At 62.8% G+C, this 18020-nt stretch carries 17 protein-coding genes; 10 read left to right on the forward strand and 7 right to left on the reverse strand.

The genetic code is table 11. The features are described from left to right. The first annotated feature begins 100 nt into the window (after nucleotides 1–100). The 7 genes from AKN84_RS03925 to AKN84_RS03955 all read left to right on the forward strand — a co-directional run bounded on the left by AKN84_RS03925 (nucleotide 101) and on the right by AKN84_RS03955 (nucleotide 6721). Nucleotides 101–535, forward strand: a complete 435-nt coding sequence (locus AKN84_RS03925) for a hypothetical protein (protein WP_128970409.1) — start codon at nucleotides 101–103, stop codon at nucleotides 533–535. Further along, nucleotides 528–1760, forward strand: coding sequence for an HlyD family secretion protein (locus AKN84_RS03930; protein ID WP_050419457.1), 1233 nt, complete (start codon nucleotides 528–530; stop codon nucleotides 1758–1760). The genes AKN84_RS03925 and AKN84_RS03930 overlap by 8 nt, the downstream gene beginning before the upstream one ends. 24 nt (nucleotides 1761–1784) lie before the next feature. Next, nucleotides 1785–2198, forward strand: coding sequence for a hypothetical protein (locus AKN84_RS03935; RefSeq protein WP_050419458.1), 414 nt, complete (start codon nucleotides 1785–1787; stop codon nucleotides 2196–2198). A gap of 231 nt (nucleotides 2199–2429) precedes the next feature. After that, on the forward strand, nucleotides 2430–3611 hold the full coding sequence (locus AKN84_RS03940; protein ID WP_347337294.1) for a TAXI family TRAP transporter solute-binding subunit: 1182 nt from the start codon (nucleotides 2430–2432) through the stop codon (nucleotides 3609–3611). Nucleotides 3612–3677: 66 nt separating this feature from the next. After that, nucleotides 3678–5342, forward strand: coding sequence for a DUF3300 domain-containing protein (locus AKN84_RS03945; RefSeq protein WP_050419600.1), 1665 nt, complete (start codon nucleotides 3678–3680; stop codon nucleotides 5340–5342). A 44-nt stretch (nucleotides 5343–5386) separates the two neighbouring features. Then, the gene (locus tag AKN84_RS03950; RefSeq protein ID WP_128970411.1) at nucleotides 5387–6271 is read left to right on the forward strand and encodes a DUF2950 domain-containing protein; all 885 of its coding nucleotides are present in this window, start codon (nucleotides 5387–5389) and stop codon (nucleotides 6269–6271) included. Between the two features lie 27 nt (nucleotides 6272–6298). Next, a complete protein-coding gene (locus AKN84_RS03955; RefSeq protein ID WP_244484916.1) occupies nucleotides 6299–6721 on the forward strand; it encodes a hypothetical protein in 423 nt (140 codons plus the stop codon). A gap of 31 nt (nucleotides 6722–6752) precedes the next feature. Here AKN84_RS03955 and AKN84_RS03960 read toward each other — a convergent pair whose 3' ends face one another. After that, nucleotides 6753–7022 carry a hypothetical protein gene (locus AKN84_RS03960; protein ID WP_244484917.1) on the reverse strand — a complete coding sequence of 90 codons (270 nt, stop codon included), beginning with the start codon at nucleotides 7020–7022 and terminating at the stop codon, nucleotides 6753–6755. A 271-nt stretch (nucleotides 7023–7293) separates the two neighbouring features. On the opposite strand from AKN84_RS03960, the gene AKN84_RS03965 reads away from it, so the two are divergent. Beyond that, nucleotides 7294–7722 (forward strand): universal stress protein, encoded by a 429-nt coding sequence (locus AKN84_RS03965; RefSeq protein WP_050419461.1) that lies wholly within the window; start codon nucleotides 7294–7296, stop codon nucleotides 7720–7722. A 187-nt stretch (nucleotides 7723–7909) separates the two neighbouring features. Here the strand turns inward: AKN84_RS03965 and aspD are convergent, their stop codons facing one another. Further along, the gene (aspD, locus tag AKN84_RS03970; RefSeq protein WP_050419462.1) at nucleotides 7910–9535 is read right to left on the reverse strand and encodes an aspartate 4-decarboxylase; all 1626 of its coding nucleotides are present in this window, start codon (nucleotides 9533–9535) and stop codon (nucleotides 7910–7912) included. A 356-nt stretch (nucleotides 9536–9891) separates the two neighbouring features. Here aspD and aspT (AKN84_RS03975) point away from each other — a divergent pair, with 356 nt between their 5' ends. Continuing rightward, nucleotides 9892–11583, forward strand: a complete 1692-nt coding sequence (aspT, locus tag AKN84_RS03975) for an aspartate-alanine antiporter (RefSeq protein ID WP_050419463.1) — start codon at nucleotides 9892–9894, stop codon at nucleotides 11581–11583. A gap of 15 nt (nucleotides 11584–11598) precedes the next feature. Further along, entirely contained in the window at nucleotides 11599–13293 is a 1695-nt protein-coding gene (gene aspT, locus AKN84_RS03980; RefSeq protein ID WP_050419464.1) for an aspartate-alanine antiporter, read from the forward strand. Nucleotides 13294–13557: 264 nt separating this feature from the next. Here aspT (AKN84_RS03980) and AKN84_RS03985 read toward each other — a convergent pair whose 3' ends face one another. Genes AKN84_RS03985 through AKN84_RS04005 form a run of 5 tightly spaced genes read right to left on the reverse strand, consistent with a single transcriptional unit; the run spans nucleotide 13558 to nucleotide 18002 of the window. Continuing rightward, nucleotides 13558–14913 carry a dicarboxylate/amino acid:cation symporter gene (locus AKN84_RS03985; RefSeq protein WP_050419465.1) on the reverse strand — a complete coding sequence of 452 codons (1356 nt, stop codon included), beginning with the start codon at nucleotides 14911–14913 and terminating at the stop codon, nucleotides 13558–13560. 25 nt (nucleotides 14914–14938) lie between these two features. After that, the gene (locus AKN84_RS03990) at nucleotides 14939–15298 is read right to left on the reverse strand and encodes a cupin domain-containing protein (protein ID WP_050419602.1); all 360 of its coding nucleotides are present in this window, start codon (nucleotides 15296–15298) and stop codon (nucleotides 14939–14941) included. A gap of 2 nt (nucleotides 15299–15300) precedes the next feature. After that, nucleotides 15301–16329 (reverse strand): quinone oxidoreductase family protein, encoded by a 1029-nt coding sequence (locus tag AKN84_RS03995; protein ID WP_050419466.1) that lies wholly within the window; start codon nucleotides 16327–16329, stop codon nucleotides 15301–15303. Between the two features lie 9 nt (nucleotides 16330–16338). Next, nucleotides 16339–17247 carry a beta-keto acid cleavage family enzyme gene (locus tag AKN84_RS04000; protein ID WP_050419467.1) on the reverse strand — a complete coding sequence of 303 codons (909 nt, stop codon included), beginning with the start codon at nucleotides 17245–17247 and terminating at the stop codon, nucleotides 16339–16341. A gap of 11 nt (nucleotides 17248–17258) precedes the next feature. Beyond that, nucleotides 17259–18002, reverse strand: a complete 744-nt coding sequence (locus tag AKN84_RS04005; RefSeq protein WP_244484918.1) for an SDR family NAD(P)-dependent oxidoreductase — start codon at nucleotides 18000–18002, stop codon at nucleotides 17259–17261. Nucleotides 18003–18020: the final 18 nt, after the last annotated feature.

Raw genomic sequence — 18020 nt, forward strand, 5'->3', positions numbered from 1 at the left:
CCAACCGCCATCCTTGATCCAGATCAAATCAGGGCGATGGGACGACACCTAATGTCGATCAAGGATCGCAGGCGACTCGATCGCTGCAGGGAGGCTTGGCTTGAGCGAACAGATGCATCCGCTGGCTCCGCACCATCTGCCGTTTTTTATTCCCGGCGCCGACGGGTCGGACACCCTGACGGTGGTGATGGGCATTTTTCTTGTAGCTACGGTCTTATGGGTTGGCACCCTTTACTGGAAGCTGCACAGCCTGCCGGAGCGCATGGCGCACAAGTCTCAGAAGCTTCAGTTCGAGATCGTCGCGGTCCTCGGCCTGATCTCGCTTTTCACCCACATGCATATCTTCTGGATCGCTGGCCTGCTTCTGGCACTCATCGACTTGCCGGATTTCGGCACGCCGATCCGCAGCATTGCCGATTCCGTCGAGCGTATCGCCGATGCCACGCCGAGCACGCCTGCTGACGAGTCCGAAGTACCCGGCGGCGGTCCCGACGTTCGGGCTCCGGCGAAGCCAGTGGTGCACGACCATGCTTGAGCTCATGATCTGCTCGTTGGTGACGATCCTGCCGGATTATCTCTACCGCCGCTATCGGCAAGGCAAGCGGTTCGGCAAAGAGATCACGTTCTTCTCCGTCTGGTACGAGCTGAGGTGGGGTATCACCGGCTGCCTGATGCTCACGGTTTCGCTGATCACGATGATCTTCTACTTCCATCCCTCGACCACCTCCGCGGCGCTCTACTTCAGGACCGTGCCGATCCTGCCTGAAGGGTCCGGCCGCGTTGTCGAGGTCAATGTCGACTTCACCGCGACGGTGAAGAAGGGGGACGTTCTGTTCCGGCTTGATAGTTCGAAGCAGGAGGCTGCACTCGAGACCGCCAAGCGAAAGATCGCCGAGGTGGATGCGTCGTTGACCGCGGCGCAGGTCGACGTCGTGAAGGCGGACGCTCAGATTGGGGAGGCGAAAGCCTCTTTGCAGCAGGCCAAGGATGAGCTGGAGGTTAAGAGCGAATTGCAACGCCGCAATCCCGGCATCGTGCCGCAACGTGACATCGAGAAGCTGCAGGTTCTGGTTGATCAGCGGCAGTCCGGCGTCGATGCAGCCAGTGCCGCCAAGGAGTCGGCGACGTTGCGCGTCTCCACGCTTCTGCCGGCCGAGAAGGCGAGCGCCGAGGCCGCGCGCGCACAAGCGCAGGTTGATCTTGACAAGACCTTCGTCCGAGCAGGCGTTAACGGCCGCGTCGAGCAATTCCTCGTTCGCCCCGGAGATCTCGTCGCCCAGATCATGCGGCCGGCCGGAGTCATGATACCCGAAGAAGCAGGCCGGAACCGGCTGCAGGCGGGGTTCGGGCAGATCGAGGCCCAGGTGATGAAGCCCGGCATGATCGCGGAAGCCACTTGCATGTCGAAGCCCTGGGTTATCATTCCGCTGGTTGTCACCAGCGTGCAGGATTTCATCGCCGCCGGCCAGTTTCGGGCCAGCGAGCTGTTGATCGACCCGCAGAACCTGCAACAGCCAGGTTCAATCCTCGTGTTCCTCGAGCCGCTCTACAAAAACGGCCTTGATGGCGTGACGCCGGGCAGCAGTTGCATCGTCAATGCCTACACGAGCAACCATGACGAGATTGCCGATCCGAAAACCAGCGCGTTGAAGGGCTTCGCCCTGCACGCCGTCGATGCGACTGCCCTCGTTCATGCGTTGCTGCTTCGGATCCAGGCTCTGCTACTGCCGATCAAAACGCTGGTGCTCAGTGGCCATTGACGGGCGCGAACAGGGAAACAGCAGATGAATCTGGATGGCAAGTTTCGCGCAATCGTGGTGACGGGTGTGATCTTCGCACTACCGGATCGTGCCGCCGCCTTCGATCTCACAGGCGCCTGGGCGACAAGTGCCGAGCAATGCCGAAAAGTGTTCGCGCACAAGGGCAGGGCGAACCAGCTGACCTTCTCGAACTTCTCGGGCGTCTATGGTGGAGGATTCATCGCCGAGCCGGATCGCCTGCGGGGCAAGTTCGAGAACTGCAAGATCAAGTCGCGCAAGGACGACGGCCAGAACATCAACATCATCGTCGGTTGTGCGTCTGGAATCATGGTGTCGAATGTGCAGTTCTTCCTGAAGGCTGTCGACGACGATACGATTACGCGCCAGTTCCCGGGCATCGAGGGGATGGAGGTCAATTATCATCGGTGCAAGATCTAGCCTGTTGCTCCCGCACCGGCTCAGGTCTGCAAGACCGTTGTTGGCTGACGCCGATCCGATTGGGTTACGTGACGTGGATCCGAGCAGGTTGCCGAGGTCATTGCGCATCGCCCTTGTGGTTGGGCTTGTCCTTCTGGCAGGCGGCGCCGGCCTGTTGGGCTACCGCTGGTATGAGCGGCCGACCACCTTGACGATCGCGGTGGGTTCGCTGGATGGCGAAGCGGCCGGCTGGTGTCAGCGATCGCCGCAAGGTTCGCACAGTCGAAAGCGCCGGTCCGCCTCAGTCTGGTCCAGACCCCGGGACCGCTCGAATCGGCCGCAGCCTTCGCGTCCGGAAAGGTCGACCTCGCCATCGTCCGTGGCGATGTCGGTGATCTCTCGCAGGCCCAGGCCGTCATCGTACTGGCCCACGCCACCGTGCTGATGGTTGCGCCGCCCGGCACGTCGATATCCGATGTTGCGGAGCTGAAGCGCGCCACGATCGGTGTGATCGGCGCCGAGGCCAATCAGAAGCTGATCAAGGTGCTGACCGACGAATACGATTTGACGCGCGCAGGTGTGATGTTCAAGCCGCTGGCCCCGGCGGACGCGCGCCGGGCGCTCGAGGCCAAGGAAGTGCGGGCGATCCTGCTCGTAATGCCCCTCACCGAGAAATATCTTGCGCTGCTGCGCAATGTCGTCCCGCACACTGCGCGGGCTGGCCCGGTGATGATCGCCATCGGGTCTGCCGGCGCGATCGCCGAAAAGGAGCGCGCCTATGAAAGCTTTGATGTACCGAAGGGAACCTTGCGCGGTTCACCGCCGATTCCTTCTGACGATCTAACCACGTTGCAGACGTCGTTCTATCTGGTAGCGCAGAAGAAGCTCGGGAATGATCTGATCGGCGACCTGACGCAGTCGATCATGAATGCGCGGCGGGACTTGCTTGCTGAATTGCCGGCGCTCTCGCAGATCGCAACGCCCGATACCGACGCAGGCGCCTACATCCCCGTGCATCCCGGCGCGGCGGCGGTGTATGAGGGAACCAGGGAGAGTTTTCTCGACCAATGGGGCAACGCGATCTTCCTGGCGCCGATGATCGCAGGCGCCCTTGCGTCTGTGCTCGCGGCGGCGTGGAAGTTCCTCCGGCCGGTCGGGAAACCGAGCCGCAAGGAGGCGCTCGATACACTCTATGCGCTGGGTCCTCGCATTCGGGCGGCCGAGCATGAGGCGGAACTGGAAGAGATCGAGCACGAAATCGACCAGTTGCTGCGTACGCAGCGCGAGCAGCCGGTCGCGGACGACAAAGCCGAGCGCGCGGTAACGGCAGTCAACGTTGCCGCTCATCGGCTCGAGAACCTGATCCATGATCGCCGCATCCATCTCGCGTCGCAGCAGCCGGGTCGAAGCTGGGTGGACGGACATTTTCCTTGATCTCGATCAAAGAGGGGGCATGGCCGTGGCCGATGCTAACGACCGTTGGCGTCGATGGAGGTCGCGATGGTCCGTTGGGGCAAGACTCTGCTCGCGGTCGTGCTGGTGTCGATGACATCGGTCGCCGCATTCGCGCAGACGGCTGACAAGCCGCCAGCCCAAACCGGTCAGCCCGCTCAGGCGAGCCAGCCGGCCGCGACCCAGCCGGCCGATCAACTGCTGAAGCCTGAACAGCTGGAAGCCCTGGTGGCGCCGATCGCGCTCTACCCGGATTCGCTGCTGGCCAATGTGCTGGCGGCATCGACCTATCCGCTTGAGGTGGTGCAGGCCGATCGCTGGCTGAAGGAGCGCAAGAGTCTGAAGGGAGATGCGCTGAAGACCGAGGTCGACAAGCAGGCCTGGGATGACAGCGTTAAGGCACTCGCGAGCACCGCCGACGTGCTCGCGATGATGAGCGACAAGATCGATTGGACGAAGAATCTCGGTGATGCCGTGCTGGCCCAACAGGCCGATGTCATGGATGCGATCCAGCGGCTGCGCAGCAAGGCGCAGGCCAACAACAAGCTGGTGACGACCAAGCAGCAGAAGGTCAGCGTCCAGACCCAGGAGAACAAGCAGGTCATCGTCATCGAGCAGACCGATCCGAACACGGTCTACGTGCCCTATTACGATCCCGCCACGGTCTACGGCGCGTGGCCCTATGCTGCCTACCCGCCGTACTATTTCGGCTATCCCTCCTATATCGGCGCCGGTGTCGTCGCGGCGGGCCTTGCCTTCGGTGCGGGATGGGCGATCGGACGCTGGGGCAATTACTGGGGCGGCGGCTTCAACTGGGGCAATCGCAACGTCTATGTCAATCACCGGACCACCAACATCGCAAACGGCTGGCAGCACAATCCGGCGCATCGCCAGGGCGTCCGCTACAACAACAGCAATGTGCAGCAGCGCTTCGGTGGCAACAGCAACCGGGCCGGTGTCAGCGACCGGATGAACTATCGCGGCCGCGACGGTCAGCAGGTCCTCAATCCCGGCGGCGATCGCCAGGGTGCAGATCGCGCAGGTGATCGGGCAGGAGACCGCGGCGGCGATCGCGCTGGCGATCGTGGCAGAGGTGGCGACCGTGCCGGTGCGGGCGATCGCGCCAAAGGAGGCGACCGCTCGGGTGCAGGCAACAAGGGCGGTGGCGATCGCGCAAAGGCCGCCAACCGCGGCAGCGCCGGTAACCGCGCAGCTGCGGCGAATCGTGGCGGCGGCAATCGCGGCGGGGCCATGAACGTGTCGTCTGGACGGGCAGCTGCGGCGGCGTCGGCGCGCGGGCGATCGAGCATGGCCAGCATGCCGCGCGGCGGCGGCGCAAGTTTCGCGGGCCGTGGCGGCGGTGGCTTCGGCGGCGGAGGTGGCGGTGGTTTCCGCGGCGGTGGCGGAGGTGGCGGCTTCCGTGGCGGCGGCGGTGGCCGACGTTCCGACATCGCGCTCAAGCACGATATCGAGCTGCTTGGATATCTCGCCAACGGCCTCGGCTACTACCGCTTCAGCTATCTCGGCAGCAGCAAGGCTTATGTCGGCGTGATGGCGCAGGAGGTCGGGCAGGTCATGCCGGCGGCTGTGACGCGTGGCGCCGACGGCTATCTCAGGGTCTATTACGACAAGCTCGGGATCAAGTTCCGCAGTTACCACGACTGGTTTGCCGCCGGCACAAAGATTCCATCCCCGTCGGAGGCATCACGATGACAGGCTCTTCGTACTTGCGATTGGATCGTATTGCTTCCATCAGCATGGCTGCAGCAACGGCGCTCGCCGTGCTGCTGTCTCCGGCTCGTGCCCAGCAGGGCTTCCCCAACCCTGAAGACGCGGCGTCCGCCCTGGCAACCGCCGTCAAGGCTGGCACGAGCCGGGCCATGCTGAAGGTGCTGGGCCGTGACGCGGCCGATATCATCGAGTCCGGCGACGATGTCGCCGACGCCAACGCGCGAGAGAGCTTTCTTTCAGCCTACGACGCCAGGCATTCGATCAAGACTGACGGCAACAAGAAAGCCATTCTTATTTTGGGAAAGGACGACTTCCCGTTCCCGATCCCCCTCGTCAACAACAACGACGGCTGGAGTTTCGACGCGGATGCGGGTCGTCGCGAAATCCTCTACCGCAGGATTGGCCGCAACGAGCTGGCTGCAATCCAGACCAGTCTGGCCTATGTCGACGCGCAGAACGAATACGCCGAGAAGGATCGCGGCGAGGGTGTCGGCGCCTACGCCCAACGCATTGTCAGCCGGCCGGGCAAGACCGACGGATTGTTCTGGCGCGACGACAAGGATCCGAGCCCGCTTGGTGAACTGGCGGCGCAAGCCGCTGCGGAAGGCTACAAGGTCGGCGAGCAGAGCGCGCCGTACCACGGATACTACTATCGGATCCTGAAGGGTCAGGGTTCCGATGCCCCCGGCGGCGCACTGAACTATGTCGTGAAGGGCAAGATGATCGGTGGATTTGCACTGGTCGCCTGGCCGGCTGAATACGCAAATTCCGGCGTCATGACCTTCCTCGTCAACCACGCAGGCACCGTCTATCAAAAGGATCTCGGGTCACGCACCGATTTCCTGGCCAAGCGCATGATCGCTTTCGATCCGGATCACACCTGGAAGAAAGTGGACCCGACAAATCCCTGAGCGAAGAGGGTTGCAGCGATGCGAGGCATGATCCGTCACGTAATACCGGCGCTGGTCGCGCTGGTCCTGCTGGCCGCGCCATGCTTCGCCCAGGCGACAGGCCACGTTCAGGTCAAGTTCGTGAAGGCCGCGCTCATCGTGGGTGGTGGCGGCGGGACCGGCACGCTGATCTACCGCGGGCGGCATTATCCGTTCATCGCGTCAGGCTTCAGTCTCGGGGTATCCGCCGGCACCTCCGTGACTTGGCTGGAAGGGACCGCCACCGGCATCAGGGACGTCAACGATTTCGCCGGCAGCTACGCGCTGGTCGGAGCAGGCGGCGCATGGGCCGCAGGCGCAGGCGGGGTAAGCCTGCGAAATGAACATGGCGTGGTTCTCTTGCTCAAAGGGCCGAAAGCGGGACTGGAGTTTGCTGCTAATCTGGGCAGCCTCACGATCTCGCTGAGGTGAATTCAGGCTCCGCTTGCCTCGATGTCGAATGCTATTTTGGAAGACATTCCACATTGTAAGCAATGATGATCTGCGCCGGGTCAGCCTTGCCGATGCTTTTCAAGTCTTCCATGCCGCTTCTTAGCCTGGCTCCAGCCTCCTTCAGGCTGTCCTCGAGTGTAGCCTTGGCGGTGCGGCATCGCTCCTCACTTGTGAACTCCTGAAAGACCACGGTTGGCAGGAGCCTCCGTTCGGCCTTGTCGCTCGTGGCAGCCGGGTTAACCGAATAGGAGAACACATACATCAGCACCCACATCTGCATGCGCCCGCTGTGATGCGAGACCGGATTGGTTCGCGAACCTTCGTCGTCGAAATTTCGCTACGAAACTCCCGCGTGGACCATGATCTAGATCAAGCGTGCGAGCCGATCTGCATGATTTGGCGATCGGAGTTGTTTCGGCTTCACGTCGATTGGTGGCGTCCGGCGGGCGCGCGCCGGGCAAATCGATTGATCTATCTCAAGACCGGATCCGAAGCTCAGCCTACATTTGGCAGACAGCGATAAGTCGTCCAGACAATCGGGAGGTCAAGGCATGTACCGGCACATTCTCATTCCAACAGACGGCTCGGAACTGGCGGAGCATGGGCTCAGGCATGGGCTGGCGCTGGCAAAATCCCTCGGCGCCAAAGCATCGGTCATCTTCGTTGTGGAACCGCTCTCGGAGATAGGAGGGCAGTACCGTGAATTGCTCGCGAGATACTCCGAGATTCGCAAGGAAGAAGCGGCGGGCGCGCTGGATCGCGCCACACGCGCGGCAAAAGAGGCCGGCGCTGCCTGCGAGACAAGCCTGGTGGAGAGCGGGCGACCCGATCAAGCCATCATCGCAGCAGCCAAGGACAAAGGCTGCGACCTCATTGTCATGTCATCGCACGGGCGCAGCGGCCTCTCCGCCCTTCTCATCGGCAGCGTGACCAACAAAGTGCTGACGCAGGCAAAGACCCCGGTACTTGTCTGTCAGTGAGCGTGCAGGTTGCCCAGAAGCAAGCACGTCCGGCGCGATTCATGACATCGTTCCGACCGGCAAGGCCATTGGTGCAGGCCGTGCGCGCGTATCGAGGGTGCGCCAGATCCGGGCGGCGGAAACCGTCGCCCGGGCATCGAGGCGGCACACCAGGGCCAGCAGGATAGCAAGTGGCAGACATGTACCGTCAGCGCTTCGCGGCTGCGCCCTTCGCCGCCTCGTAGGTGTCGCGATAGCCCCTGGCGATGGTCCGGACGCCTCGTCCGATGTCGTCGTAGACATCATCGGGCAGGTTCGCGAGCGACACGCGAAGCGACCATTCGGGTGCGTCGAAGCCGCCTCCGTTCAACAGCACGATTCCGTGGGCTTCGGCCAGCCTGAATGCGAGGTCCAGCGGGTGAATACTCTTCTTCAGGTGTTCGACGGCCTCGTCGCCGATGTTCTTACGGGCCCAGAATTCGAAATCGATCAGGGCGTAGTAAGCATCATAGTTCGGATTCGGGGTCAGCTTGTCGGCCAGTCCGAGGCCGTCGAGCAGCGACCACAGGCGCTTGTTGACGATTTCCATACAGGCGGCTTGATAGGCCTTCTTCACGTCCATCATCTCGGCTAGAGAGAACAGGCTCATCATCACCTGCTGCGGCAACGACAATCCGGCGGTGTGATTGAGCGCCACATCGCGGCTATCGGCGACGATGCGGTCGATCAGCTTGAGCTTGCGCGGTTCAAGCGTGAGCGGCCCGTAGCGTTTGTCCAGCGCCTTCACGGCCTCGTCCGGAAGGTTGGCGATCTTCTTGTCGAAGATGTTGTCCTCATGGATGGCGATGGCTCCCAACCGCCATCCCGTGCAGCCGAAATACTTCGAATAGGAGTAGACGCCGATAGTGTTGTGCGGCAGCTCGCCGAGCAGCGAACGGAAGTTGTGCACGAAAGTGCCGTAGACGTCGTCGGTAAGGATCATCAGGTCGGGACGCTTGGTCCTGACCAGATTGGCCAGCTTGGCTACCGTTTCCTTGCTCAATGCCATCCCCGGCGGGTTGGACGGATTGACGACGAAGAACGCCTTGATCTTCGGATCCTCCAGCTTCCTGATTTCCTCGTCGGTGAACTGGAATTTGTTTTCCTGCGGCGCCCTGATCTGAACGACCTTCAGGTCGTAGTCTTCAAGGTGTGTCATCTCGATGTAGGGCGTGAAGATCGGCGTCGCCAGCGCAATCGTATCGCCGGGCACCAGCAGCCGATTGGCCTTCAGCGACTTAAAGAGATAGCACATCGCCGCCGTGCCGCCCTCGACCGCATAGATGTCGAACTTCCCAGCCGGCCGCGGCTCGCCGCAGACCGCCCACATTAGATATTCGTGCACGATCTTCTCGTTGTGCACCAGCATGCGGTCCGGCACCGGGTAATTGTCGCCGATGATCGAATCGACCAGTTCGTGGACGAAGGCGTCGGGCTCGAAGCCGAATTTCTGCACCGTAAAGGGCAGCATCTCGGTCAAGAAACCAGCGCCGGGCATGTCCTTGTGCTGTTTGAGCCATGCCTCGAACCGTCCGGCGATGCCGTTTGCCTGCGGCATGCCGCCGATGCCGGCGGGGTGTTCCATCACCCGCTTGCTCTCGGTGATGGCGAACTGTCCGAGCAGGAAGAAGCCTTCGCGCGGCGTCGTGGCGACCCAGTTCGGGTTGCCTCGCCCGGCGTTCAGGAAGGGCATCTGACTCCGCTTCGAATTGGTTTTCGCGAGATTGATCAGCTCGTCTTTGATCTCGAAGGGGCTCAACGCCTCGAATTTCTTTAAGGTCAGAAGATCGGCCATTGTGACACTCCCGGGGCGATGCAAGCTGTTGGAATGGAAGCGACAGGCTCTGTTGCCTGCGCGATCGCGCGCAGCATGATCGGCAGCCGGTGACGACCCTTGATCTATGTCAACGGTCTCGTGCTCGCGCCCCTGAGAGATCGTCGCGTCGCGATGCAATGCGCGAGATCCCGCACGCGGCAAGACGATGAAGCTGCAAGGCAATTGCGGTCGCGATTGACATAGATCAACATCCGTCTCGCCCACCATTGCCTCATGTGCACCGACACGATGCTTCGCCCCGGCTTCGGCGCACCCAGCGCAAGATCGAAGTGGGCGCAAGCCGAAGCTCCGGGACAGCACGAACGGGTGACATCATGATCGATTGGTTCTTCCAGACGCTCCGCACCTATCCCGAAATCGCGATCTTCCTCTCGCTGGCGCTGGGCTACTATTTCGGATCCTTCACCTACAAGGGTCTCGGTCTCGGCGCGGTGACCGCGACATTGATCGCCGCTGTCATCATCGGCCAGATCGGGATCACCATTTCGGGCCCGCTCAAGCCGTTCTTCTTCCTGATGTTCCTGTTCGCCATCGGTTATGGCGTCGGACCGCAATTCGTGCGCGGCATCGCACAGGACGGCATTCCGCAGGCGATTTTCGCGGCCGTGGTGTGTGTCTTCTGCCTGATGTCCGCCTATCTCGGTGCAAAGGTTGCCGGCTACGACGTCGGATCGGCGGTCGGGCTCTATGCCGGTTCGCAGACGATCTCCGCATCGATGGGGCTCGCGACCGACGCCATCAATCGCCTCGGTCTGCCCGCGGATGAAGCCAAGAAGCTGCTCGATGCCATGCCGGTCGCCTATGCCGTCACCTATATCTTCGGCACGGTCGGCTCGGCGATCGTCCTGGCCCTGCTCGGACCTGCGCTGCTCGGGATCGATCTCGAGACCGCATGCAAGAAATATGAGGAAGAGCACGGCGGCAAGAAGCAGTTGGGTGGCCCGGGGACGGCCTGGCACCAGTTCGATGTGCGTGCCTATCGCGTTCATGAGCGCGGACCCGTCGCCGGCAAGACAGTCGGGCAGGCGGAGGCACTGCTTCCCGATCATCGCATCTTCGTCCTCCGGCTCCGGCAAGCCGGGAGGATTGTTGAGGCAACTTCGGACACCGTGATTCATGCCGGCGACATCGTCGCCGTTGCAGGCCGCCGCGATGTGCTCGTCCAGCTGATCGGCGAGCAGGCCGAGGAAGTCGACGATCGCGAGCTGCTGGCGGTGCCGATCGAGGGCGTCGATGTCTACGTGACCAGCAAGGACGTCGATGGCAAAACGCTCGAGGAGCTGGCGAAAGAACCGGGCGCCCGCGGCGTATTCCTGCGCAAGATCGCCCGCGGCGCGATCGCGATCGAGATTCCGATCCTGCCGAACACCAGGATCAACCGGGGCGACATTGTCACCCTGGTGGGCCGCACATCCGATGTCGCTGCCACCACAAAGATGCTGGGCCGGCCGGACCGCGCAACCGACGTTTCTGACGTTGCCTTCATCGGGGCGGCGATTGCGATCGGCGCCCTGGTCGGCGCCTTCGTCTACAAGATCGGGAGCGTGCCGCTCACACTGTCCACCTCCGGCGGCGCGCTGATCTCCGGCCTGTTCTTCGGCTGGCTCCGGTCCGTGCACCCGACCTTTGGTCGCATTCCGTCACCCACCGTGTGGTTCATGAACTCGGTCGGCCTGAACGTCTTCATTGCCATCGTCGGTATCTCCTCGGGTCCGGGGTTTGTCGCCGGCCTGCAAAAGCTCGGCTTCAGCCTGTTCCTCTGGGGCGTCGTCGTGACGACAGTGCCGCTGATCCTGGCGATGTTCGTCGGCAAGTACGTGTTTAAATTCCACGACGCGATCCTGCTCGGATGCTGCTCCGGCGCGCGGACGACGACCGCTTCGCTGGGCATGATCAACGACCGGGCGAAGAGCCAGATTCCGGGCCTCGGCTACACCGTCACCTACGCGGTCGGCAACACGCTGCTGACGATCTGGGGCATGGTGCTGGTCATGATGATGACATAGCCGCAGCGAACGCCGATGTTGATCTGGCTGCAGCAGTTTCTCGTCCGTTATCCGGAGCTCGCGCTGTTCCTGGTGATCGCGGCGGGCTACTGGATCGGCAGCTTCAGGATCGGCGCTTTCAGCCTTGGACCGGTGACGAGCGCGCTGTTCGCGGGACTTGTGGTCGGCGATTTCGCGCATGTGCCCGTTTCCGGCATGACCAAGTCGTTCCTGTTCCTGCTGTTCCTGTTCGGGGTGGGCTATTCGGTCGGTCCGCAATTCGTGCTGGCGATGAAGCGGGACGGGCTTAAGCCGATGCTGATGGCTGTTGTCGTGAGCATCACCGGGCTAGCGGCGGCGATCATCGTGGCACGCGTGCTGCGACTCGATCCCGGGTTTGCGGCCGGGCTCATGTCCGGCGCCCTGAGCCAGAGCGCGGCAATGGGAACGGCGACCGACGCGGTCAACGGGCTGGCCGTGCCCGAAGCACAGCGGGCGTTGTTTGTGTCGCACATCGCTGTAGCCGATGCGGTCTGCTACATCTTCGGCTATGCCGGCGTGATCACGTTCTGCACGATTGTCGTTCCAGCGCTGCTGAAGATCGATCTGAAGACGGAAGCGCTCAAACTGGAGCAAGCGTTGGGCATCACGCGTGCGAAGCCCGGCCTGGCATCCGCCTGGCGCAAGTTCGAGCTCCGTGCCTACCGGCTGGACCATGGCGCCGCGATCGCCGGACTGACGGTTGCGGTTGCCGAATCCCGGGTGCCCGGACAACGCGTGTTCATCCACCGCATTCGTCGCGGAGAGCGCGTCCTCGAGGCAGAGCCCGGAACGATGCTCGCGGCCGGCGACGTCATCGCGCTGTCCGCGCCGCGCCAGATCATCGTCGAACTGATCGGACAGCGAGGCGAGGAAGTGGAGGACCAGGAGCTGCTCGATATCCCCGTGGTCTCGACCGACGTTTTCCTGATCAACGCGAAGCTCGCAGGCCGCAGTCTCCAGCAGGTGTCGGAACAGGACTGGACGCGTGGCCTTTATTTGCGCTCGGTGAGCCGGGGCGGTGAAGCTCTCCCCATCGCGGCCGGAGTGATGCTTCAGCGCGGCGATCTGCTTCGCATCGTTGGTCCTGAAACCGTCGTGCAGAACGCGGCCAAGAATATCGGCGTCATTGTTGCACCGAGCACAAGCATCGATTTCGTCGTATTAGGGCTCGCGATTTTCTTCGGCGGCCTCGTGGGCGTTCTCGTGAGCTTCTCGGTTGGCGGTGTGACGATCTCGCTGAGCACCAGCGTCGGCACACTGCTCGCCGGACTGCTGGTCGGCTATCTCCGCACACGCCTCCCTTATTTCGGCCGGATCCCCGACGGCGCCGTTAGCCTTATGACGTCACTCGGACTGGCTGCCTTCGTCGGTCTGACCGGGATCCATGCCGGGCCGGTCTTTCTTTCGGCGATACGGGAGTCGGGCATCGGCCTGCTTCTGGGCGGCATGATCGTAACCCTGTTGCCTCAGATCGTCGGCTTCTGCTTCGGCCATTTCGTGCTGCGCATGAACCCGATCCTCCTGCTCGGCGCATTGACGGGAGCGCAGACGGTAACGGCCGCGATGGCCGCCATCCAGGAGCGTTCGGGCAGCTCCGTGGTGGTGCTCGGTTATACGCCTGCCTATCCGGTCTCGAACATTCTGCTGACGACCTGGGGATCGGTTATGGTCGTCGTCTTCGCGGGATGATGGGGCAGGGACGGCGAACGGTGTCACACTTGTCGATCATCGCAGGGAAGATTTCGTAAAATTCGAGGCCAATATGCGCAATGTCTTGCCCGCTTCCTGAAAAGAGCTTCGATTGGTGACCTGACAGCAACTGAGGTTGAGCACGGTTTGGCAGCATAGACTCCCAGTCGCAGGTCAGGTCGCGCTTGATCTCCGCGAGCGGCCGAACGAGACGGGAGCGCACGAATGAGTCCAAGGCAGCTCCCACTGGTTGGAGCCAAATGCCTACGCTTGGTGGCGCGACGGGAGCGAGTTGCCGTCAATAATATCTGCCCGAACGTCCATCTTTCCGGTATCCGCCATCCTGCCGTCGAGTACGGCATTGACACGGGTCAGATCGAGTTCGCCTTCGCTCCGCGCGATCACGATGGTGGCCACGCCGTTGCCGATCACGTTCACCAGGGCTCTCGCCTCGCTCATGAAACGGTCGATGCCGAGAATGAGCGCCATGCCCGCGACCGGGATTGTGGGGACGACCGACAGCGTGCCGACCAGCGCGATGAAGGAAGCGCCGGTCACTCCGCTTGCACCCTTCGAGGTCAGCATGGCGACCGCGAAGATCGCGATCTGCTGCGAGAGCGAGAGGTCGGTGTTGGTAGCCTGGGCGACGAACAGGGCCGCCAGCGTCATGTAGATCGACGAGCCGTCGGTGTTGAAAACATAGCCCGTCGGAACAACTAGACCGACGACGGGCTTTGAACAGCCGAGGCGCTCGAGCTTCTCCATCAGCGTCGGCAGCACCGGATCGGACGAGGAGGTTCCCAGCACGATCAGGATCTCCTCCTTGATGTAGACGAGGAATTTCCAGATGCTGAAGCCCGACAACCATGCGATTGGCCCGAGAACGCCGAACACGAACAGTGCAGACGTCAGGTAGAAGAGCCCGACGAGCTTGACGAGCGGGCCGAGCGAGGCGATGCCGTAGCGCCCCACGGTGAACGCCATGGCCCCGAACGCGCCGATCGGTGCGAAGCGCATGATCACGTTGATGGCGCCGAAAATGAGCATCGATCCCGCATCGATCGTGTCACGGATGGGTTTCGCGCGCTCGCCAAGGCGGGACAGGACGCAGCCGAACAGGATCGAGATCAGCACCACCGGAAGAATGTCGCCACGTGCGAAGGCGTCCATGACGGTGTTCGGGATGATGTTGAGCAGGAATTCGACGATGGTCTGCTCCTTCGCCTTGCCCGCATATTGCGCGACAGCCTTCGCGTCCAGTGTCGCCGGATCGACGTTGAAGCCGGAGCCGGGCGCCGCAACATGGGCGGCGACGAATCCGAGGATCAGCGCCAGGGTCGAGAGGACCTCGAAGTAGAGAAGCGCCTTGCCGCCGATGCGGCTCACTTTCTTCATGTCCGACATGCCGGCGATGCCGGTGACCACGGTGCAGAAGATTGCGAGCGCGATCACCATCTTGATCAGCTTGATGAAGCCGTCGCCGAACGGCTTCATGTCGACCGCAATAGCCGGCCAGTAATGGCCCAGCACGATCGCGACTGCGATCGCGGCTAGCACTTGCACGTAAAGAACCTTGTAGAACGGCTTCTTCGATCGTCCTTTGGCCGAAATTGCGCTCATCGTTGTCTCCCTAGCGTTATGTTGATCACAGGCCGCGCTGGCGCTCGTCGGCCGAGAGCGGCATCACCAGAAGGACCGTCACCGGCGAGCCTGATCTGTTGGTCAGCATGCGGTCCTCGCCGCCGGCGAAGCGGCAGGAATCCCACTTGCCGAGCGCGACCTCGTCCTCGCCATCTGAAACATGGAGCGTTCCGTCCAGCGCGACGTACATCTTCTCCAGCGGCGAGGAGGACAAGGTGGTCCCGCCGCCCGGTGCGATCACCGACACGCCGATCCAGAGATCGGAGGAGGGGCCGGCCTCTCGTCCTTGCAGGCGGGCCATTGCCATGTCGATGTGGCCCGGTGCCGTGTATGGTGGCGCCTCGGCGAAGCGGACGACGTGCATGATCATGCTCCCGGGCGCAGCACGATGCGATCGCGTGACGATCCGATCACGGCGGCATACGCCGCTTTTGCATCGATCAGGGGATAGATCGAGCTGTCCTTGATCGGAAACGGACGAAGGAAGCCGCCGGCAAAGCCGGGCAGCACGCTGCGCAGCACGTCGGCGCTCTCGACCGAGGAGAAGGCGAGCGTGTCGATTCCGACGTAAGTGTGCCGGCCGCGATAAAACTCGAGGATGTTGAACTGCACGACCTTGTGGACCGCCGCGATCAGGATCTGCCGCCCGGCCTTGGCAAGAGAATGATGGGCATCGTCGAAATAGGGATCGCCGACCGTGTTGAAGACGATGTCGGCGCCTTTCCCGTCGGTTAGCTCGCGCACGCGTTCTGCGACATCCGTCGTAGCGGAGTTGACGATCTCGATCGGTGCGTTGGCGTGGCCTTCGTAGGTTTCGTCCTTGCGGACCACGCCGATGACCTTGGCACCCCGCCATGTCGCGAGTTGCGCTGCCGCCTGACCGACCTTGCCGTTCACGCCCATGATGAGGACGTGCTCGCCCAGCCTCGGCATTTCCGCCCGCCTGAAGCCTTCGATCGCGGTCACGAAGGGTACGCCAATTCCTGCGGCCTCATCCATGGAGATGCCGGCCGGCTTTTCCACGAGTGCGGCAGTCTCGACGACGAGATGCGAGGCATGGGTGCCGTCGCGGCGGATGCCGAGATCGCCCGACGTGCCGAACACGGACTTGCCGATCCATTCGCGCGGGCCGTCGATCACTCGTCCAGAGAAGTCGCGACCCGGGGTGCGCGGAAACACCGCATACGGCATGAGTCCGGTTGCAGCCTTCACGTCCGACGGGTTGACGCCCGCGGCCTCGATCGCCACCACGACCTCGTCTTGCCGCCGCGACAGCGAGTGCTGCTCGATCCGCGGTTCGATCGATGCGGCGTCGGCCGCCCTGGCATTGAGCCGCACGCAGGTCGCCTCGACGGCCGGCTTTGCTTCGGCCGTTACACCGGTGATAGCGTTCATCGCTCGCTCCTATGCTGCGCTTTTAGTGGGGCGCACCGGCAGGCCGACGATGCGGCGGGCGTCCTCGACCGTGGCGATCGAGCCACCGAGGTCCTCGACGATACGGCGTGCCTTGGCGACCATCTCCGCGTTGGAAGTCGCAAGCTGCCCGCGGGACAGATAGACGGAATCCTCGAGACCGACCCGCACGTGACCTCCGGCAAGATAGGACTGCGCCACGGTCGTGAACGCGGCCTTGCCGATTCCGATGGCGGTGAATTCCGTATCGTGGGGCAGCAAGTCGCGCGCATAGAGCACGGTCTCGGGAGAGGGCTGGAAGCCGTAGCGCACGCCCATCACGAACGAGCAGAGCAGCGGGCCCTGCAACGTGCCGTCGGTGAGCAGGTCGCGCATGAGTGCGATGTCGCCGGAATCGAACAGCTCGATCTCCGGCTTGACGCCGGCCTCAGCAATCACTTTCGCCATTCGGCGGACATTGCCGGGCGTGTTGATCACCACTTCGCGGCCGGAGTTCATCGTGTTGAGATCGAGGGTGCAGATATCAGGGCGTAGCGCGGTGATGTGCTCGACCCGCTTCTCCGGTACCATCAGGGTGGTGCCTTCGGCCGCCACCCTTGGATCGTCCTGCGATGGCACGAAACGTCCGCCAGGACCGGTCGTGATGTTGAGGATCAGCTCGGGATTGCGGGTGCGGATGCGCTGCACGACGTCGACATAGTGGTCGAGCAGCATCGATGGGCGTCCCGTCAGCGGATCGCGCACGTGGATATGGACGATCGCAGCGCCCGCATCCGCCGCGCCAAGGCATGCTTCGGCGATCTGCGCCGGGGTGACCGGCAGGTGAGGCGTCTGCTCCGGCGTCGTCAGATTGCCGGTGACAGCGCAGGTAATGATGACCTTGTCGCGTGGCGAACGCATGGAAATTCCCTTCAGAGCGAGCGGCCGCCGTCGACCACGAAGGTCGTTCCGGTGGCAAAGCCGAGTTGCGTGGCGCAGGCGACGATCGCGGAGGCGATGTCCTCGGCCGTCGCGATCCGCTTCAGCGGCGTGGTCGCCGCGGTCTTTGTGTTGAAGTCGGCGCCGCGACCCGGAACGAAACCGGTGTCGACGACACCTGGGGCCACGGCGAGCACGCGGACATCAGGTGCGAGCACGCGGGCCAGCGATTTGGTCATCACATCGATGCCGGCCTTGGCAGCGCAGTAGACGATCGACGATCCAATGCCGTTGGTGCCCGCGATCGATGAGATCGAGACGATCAGCCCGTCTCCCGATGCTTTGAGGAGCGGGGCGAAGGTGCGGATGGCTGCGAACTGCCCGCGCCAGTTGACGGCGAACATCCGGTCGATCAGCTCGTCGTCGAGGGCGTCCAGATCGGCGTGCGGCACCGGCTTTGTGAAGCCGGCGGCGTTGACCAGGACATCGAGCCGCCCGAAGTGGCGCTCGATTTCGGCCCGCAGCGCCTCCAAGGTACTGGTTCTCGCGACATCGGCAATCAACGCAGCATGGCCTTCGCCGGGCAGCGCCTGCACCACTTTTGCAGCCGCCGCCGCTTCCTCCGGGGTATCGCGATGGCTGATCGCAACGCGGGCGCCTAGCTCGGCGAAACGCCCCGCGGCAACCGCTCCGATGCTGCCGGCGCCGCCAACGACGAGCACGACCTTGCCTTTCATGGACTGGTACATCTTGTG

The sequence above is a fragment of the Bradyrhizobium tropiciagri genome, assembly GCF_001189845.1.
GTDB classification, from domain to species: domain Bacteria; phylum Pseudomonadota; class Alphaproteobacteria; order Rhizobiales; family Xanthobacteraceae; genus Bradyrhizobium; species Bradyrhizobium tropiciagri.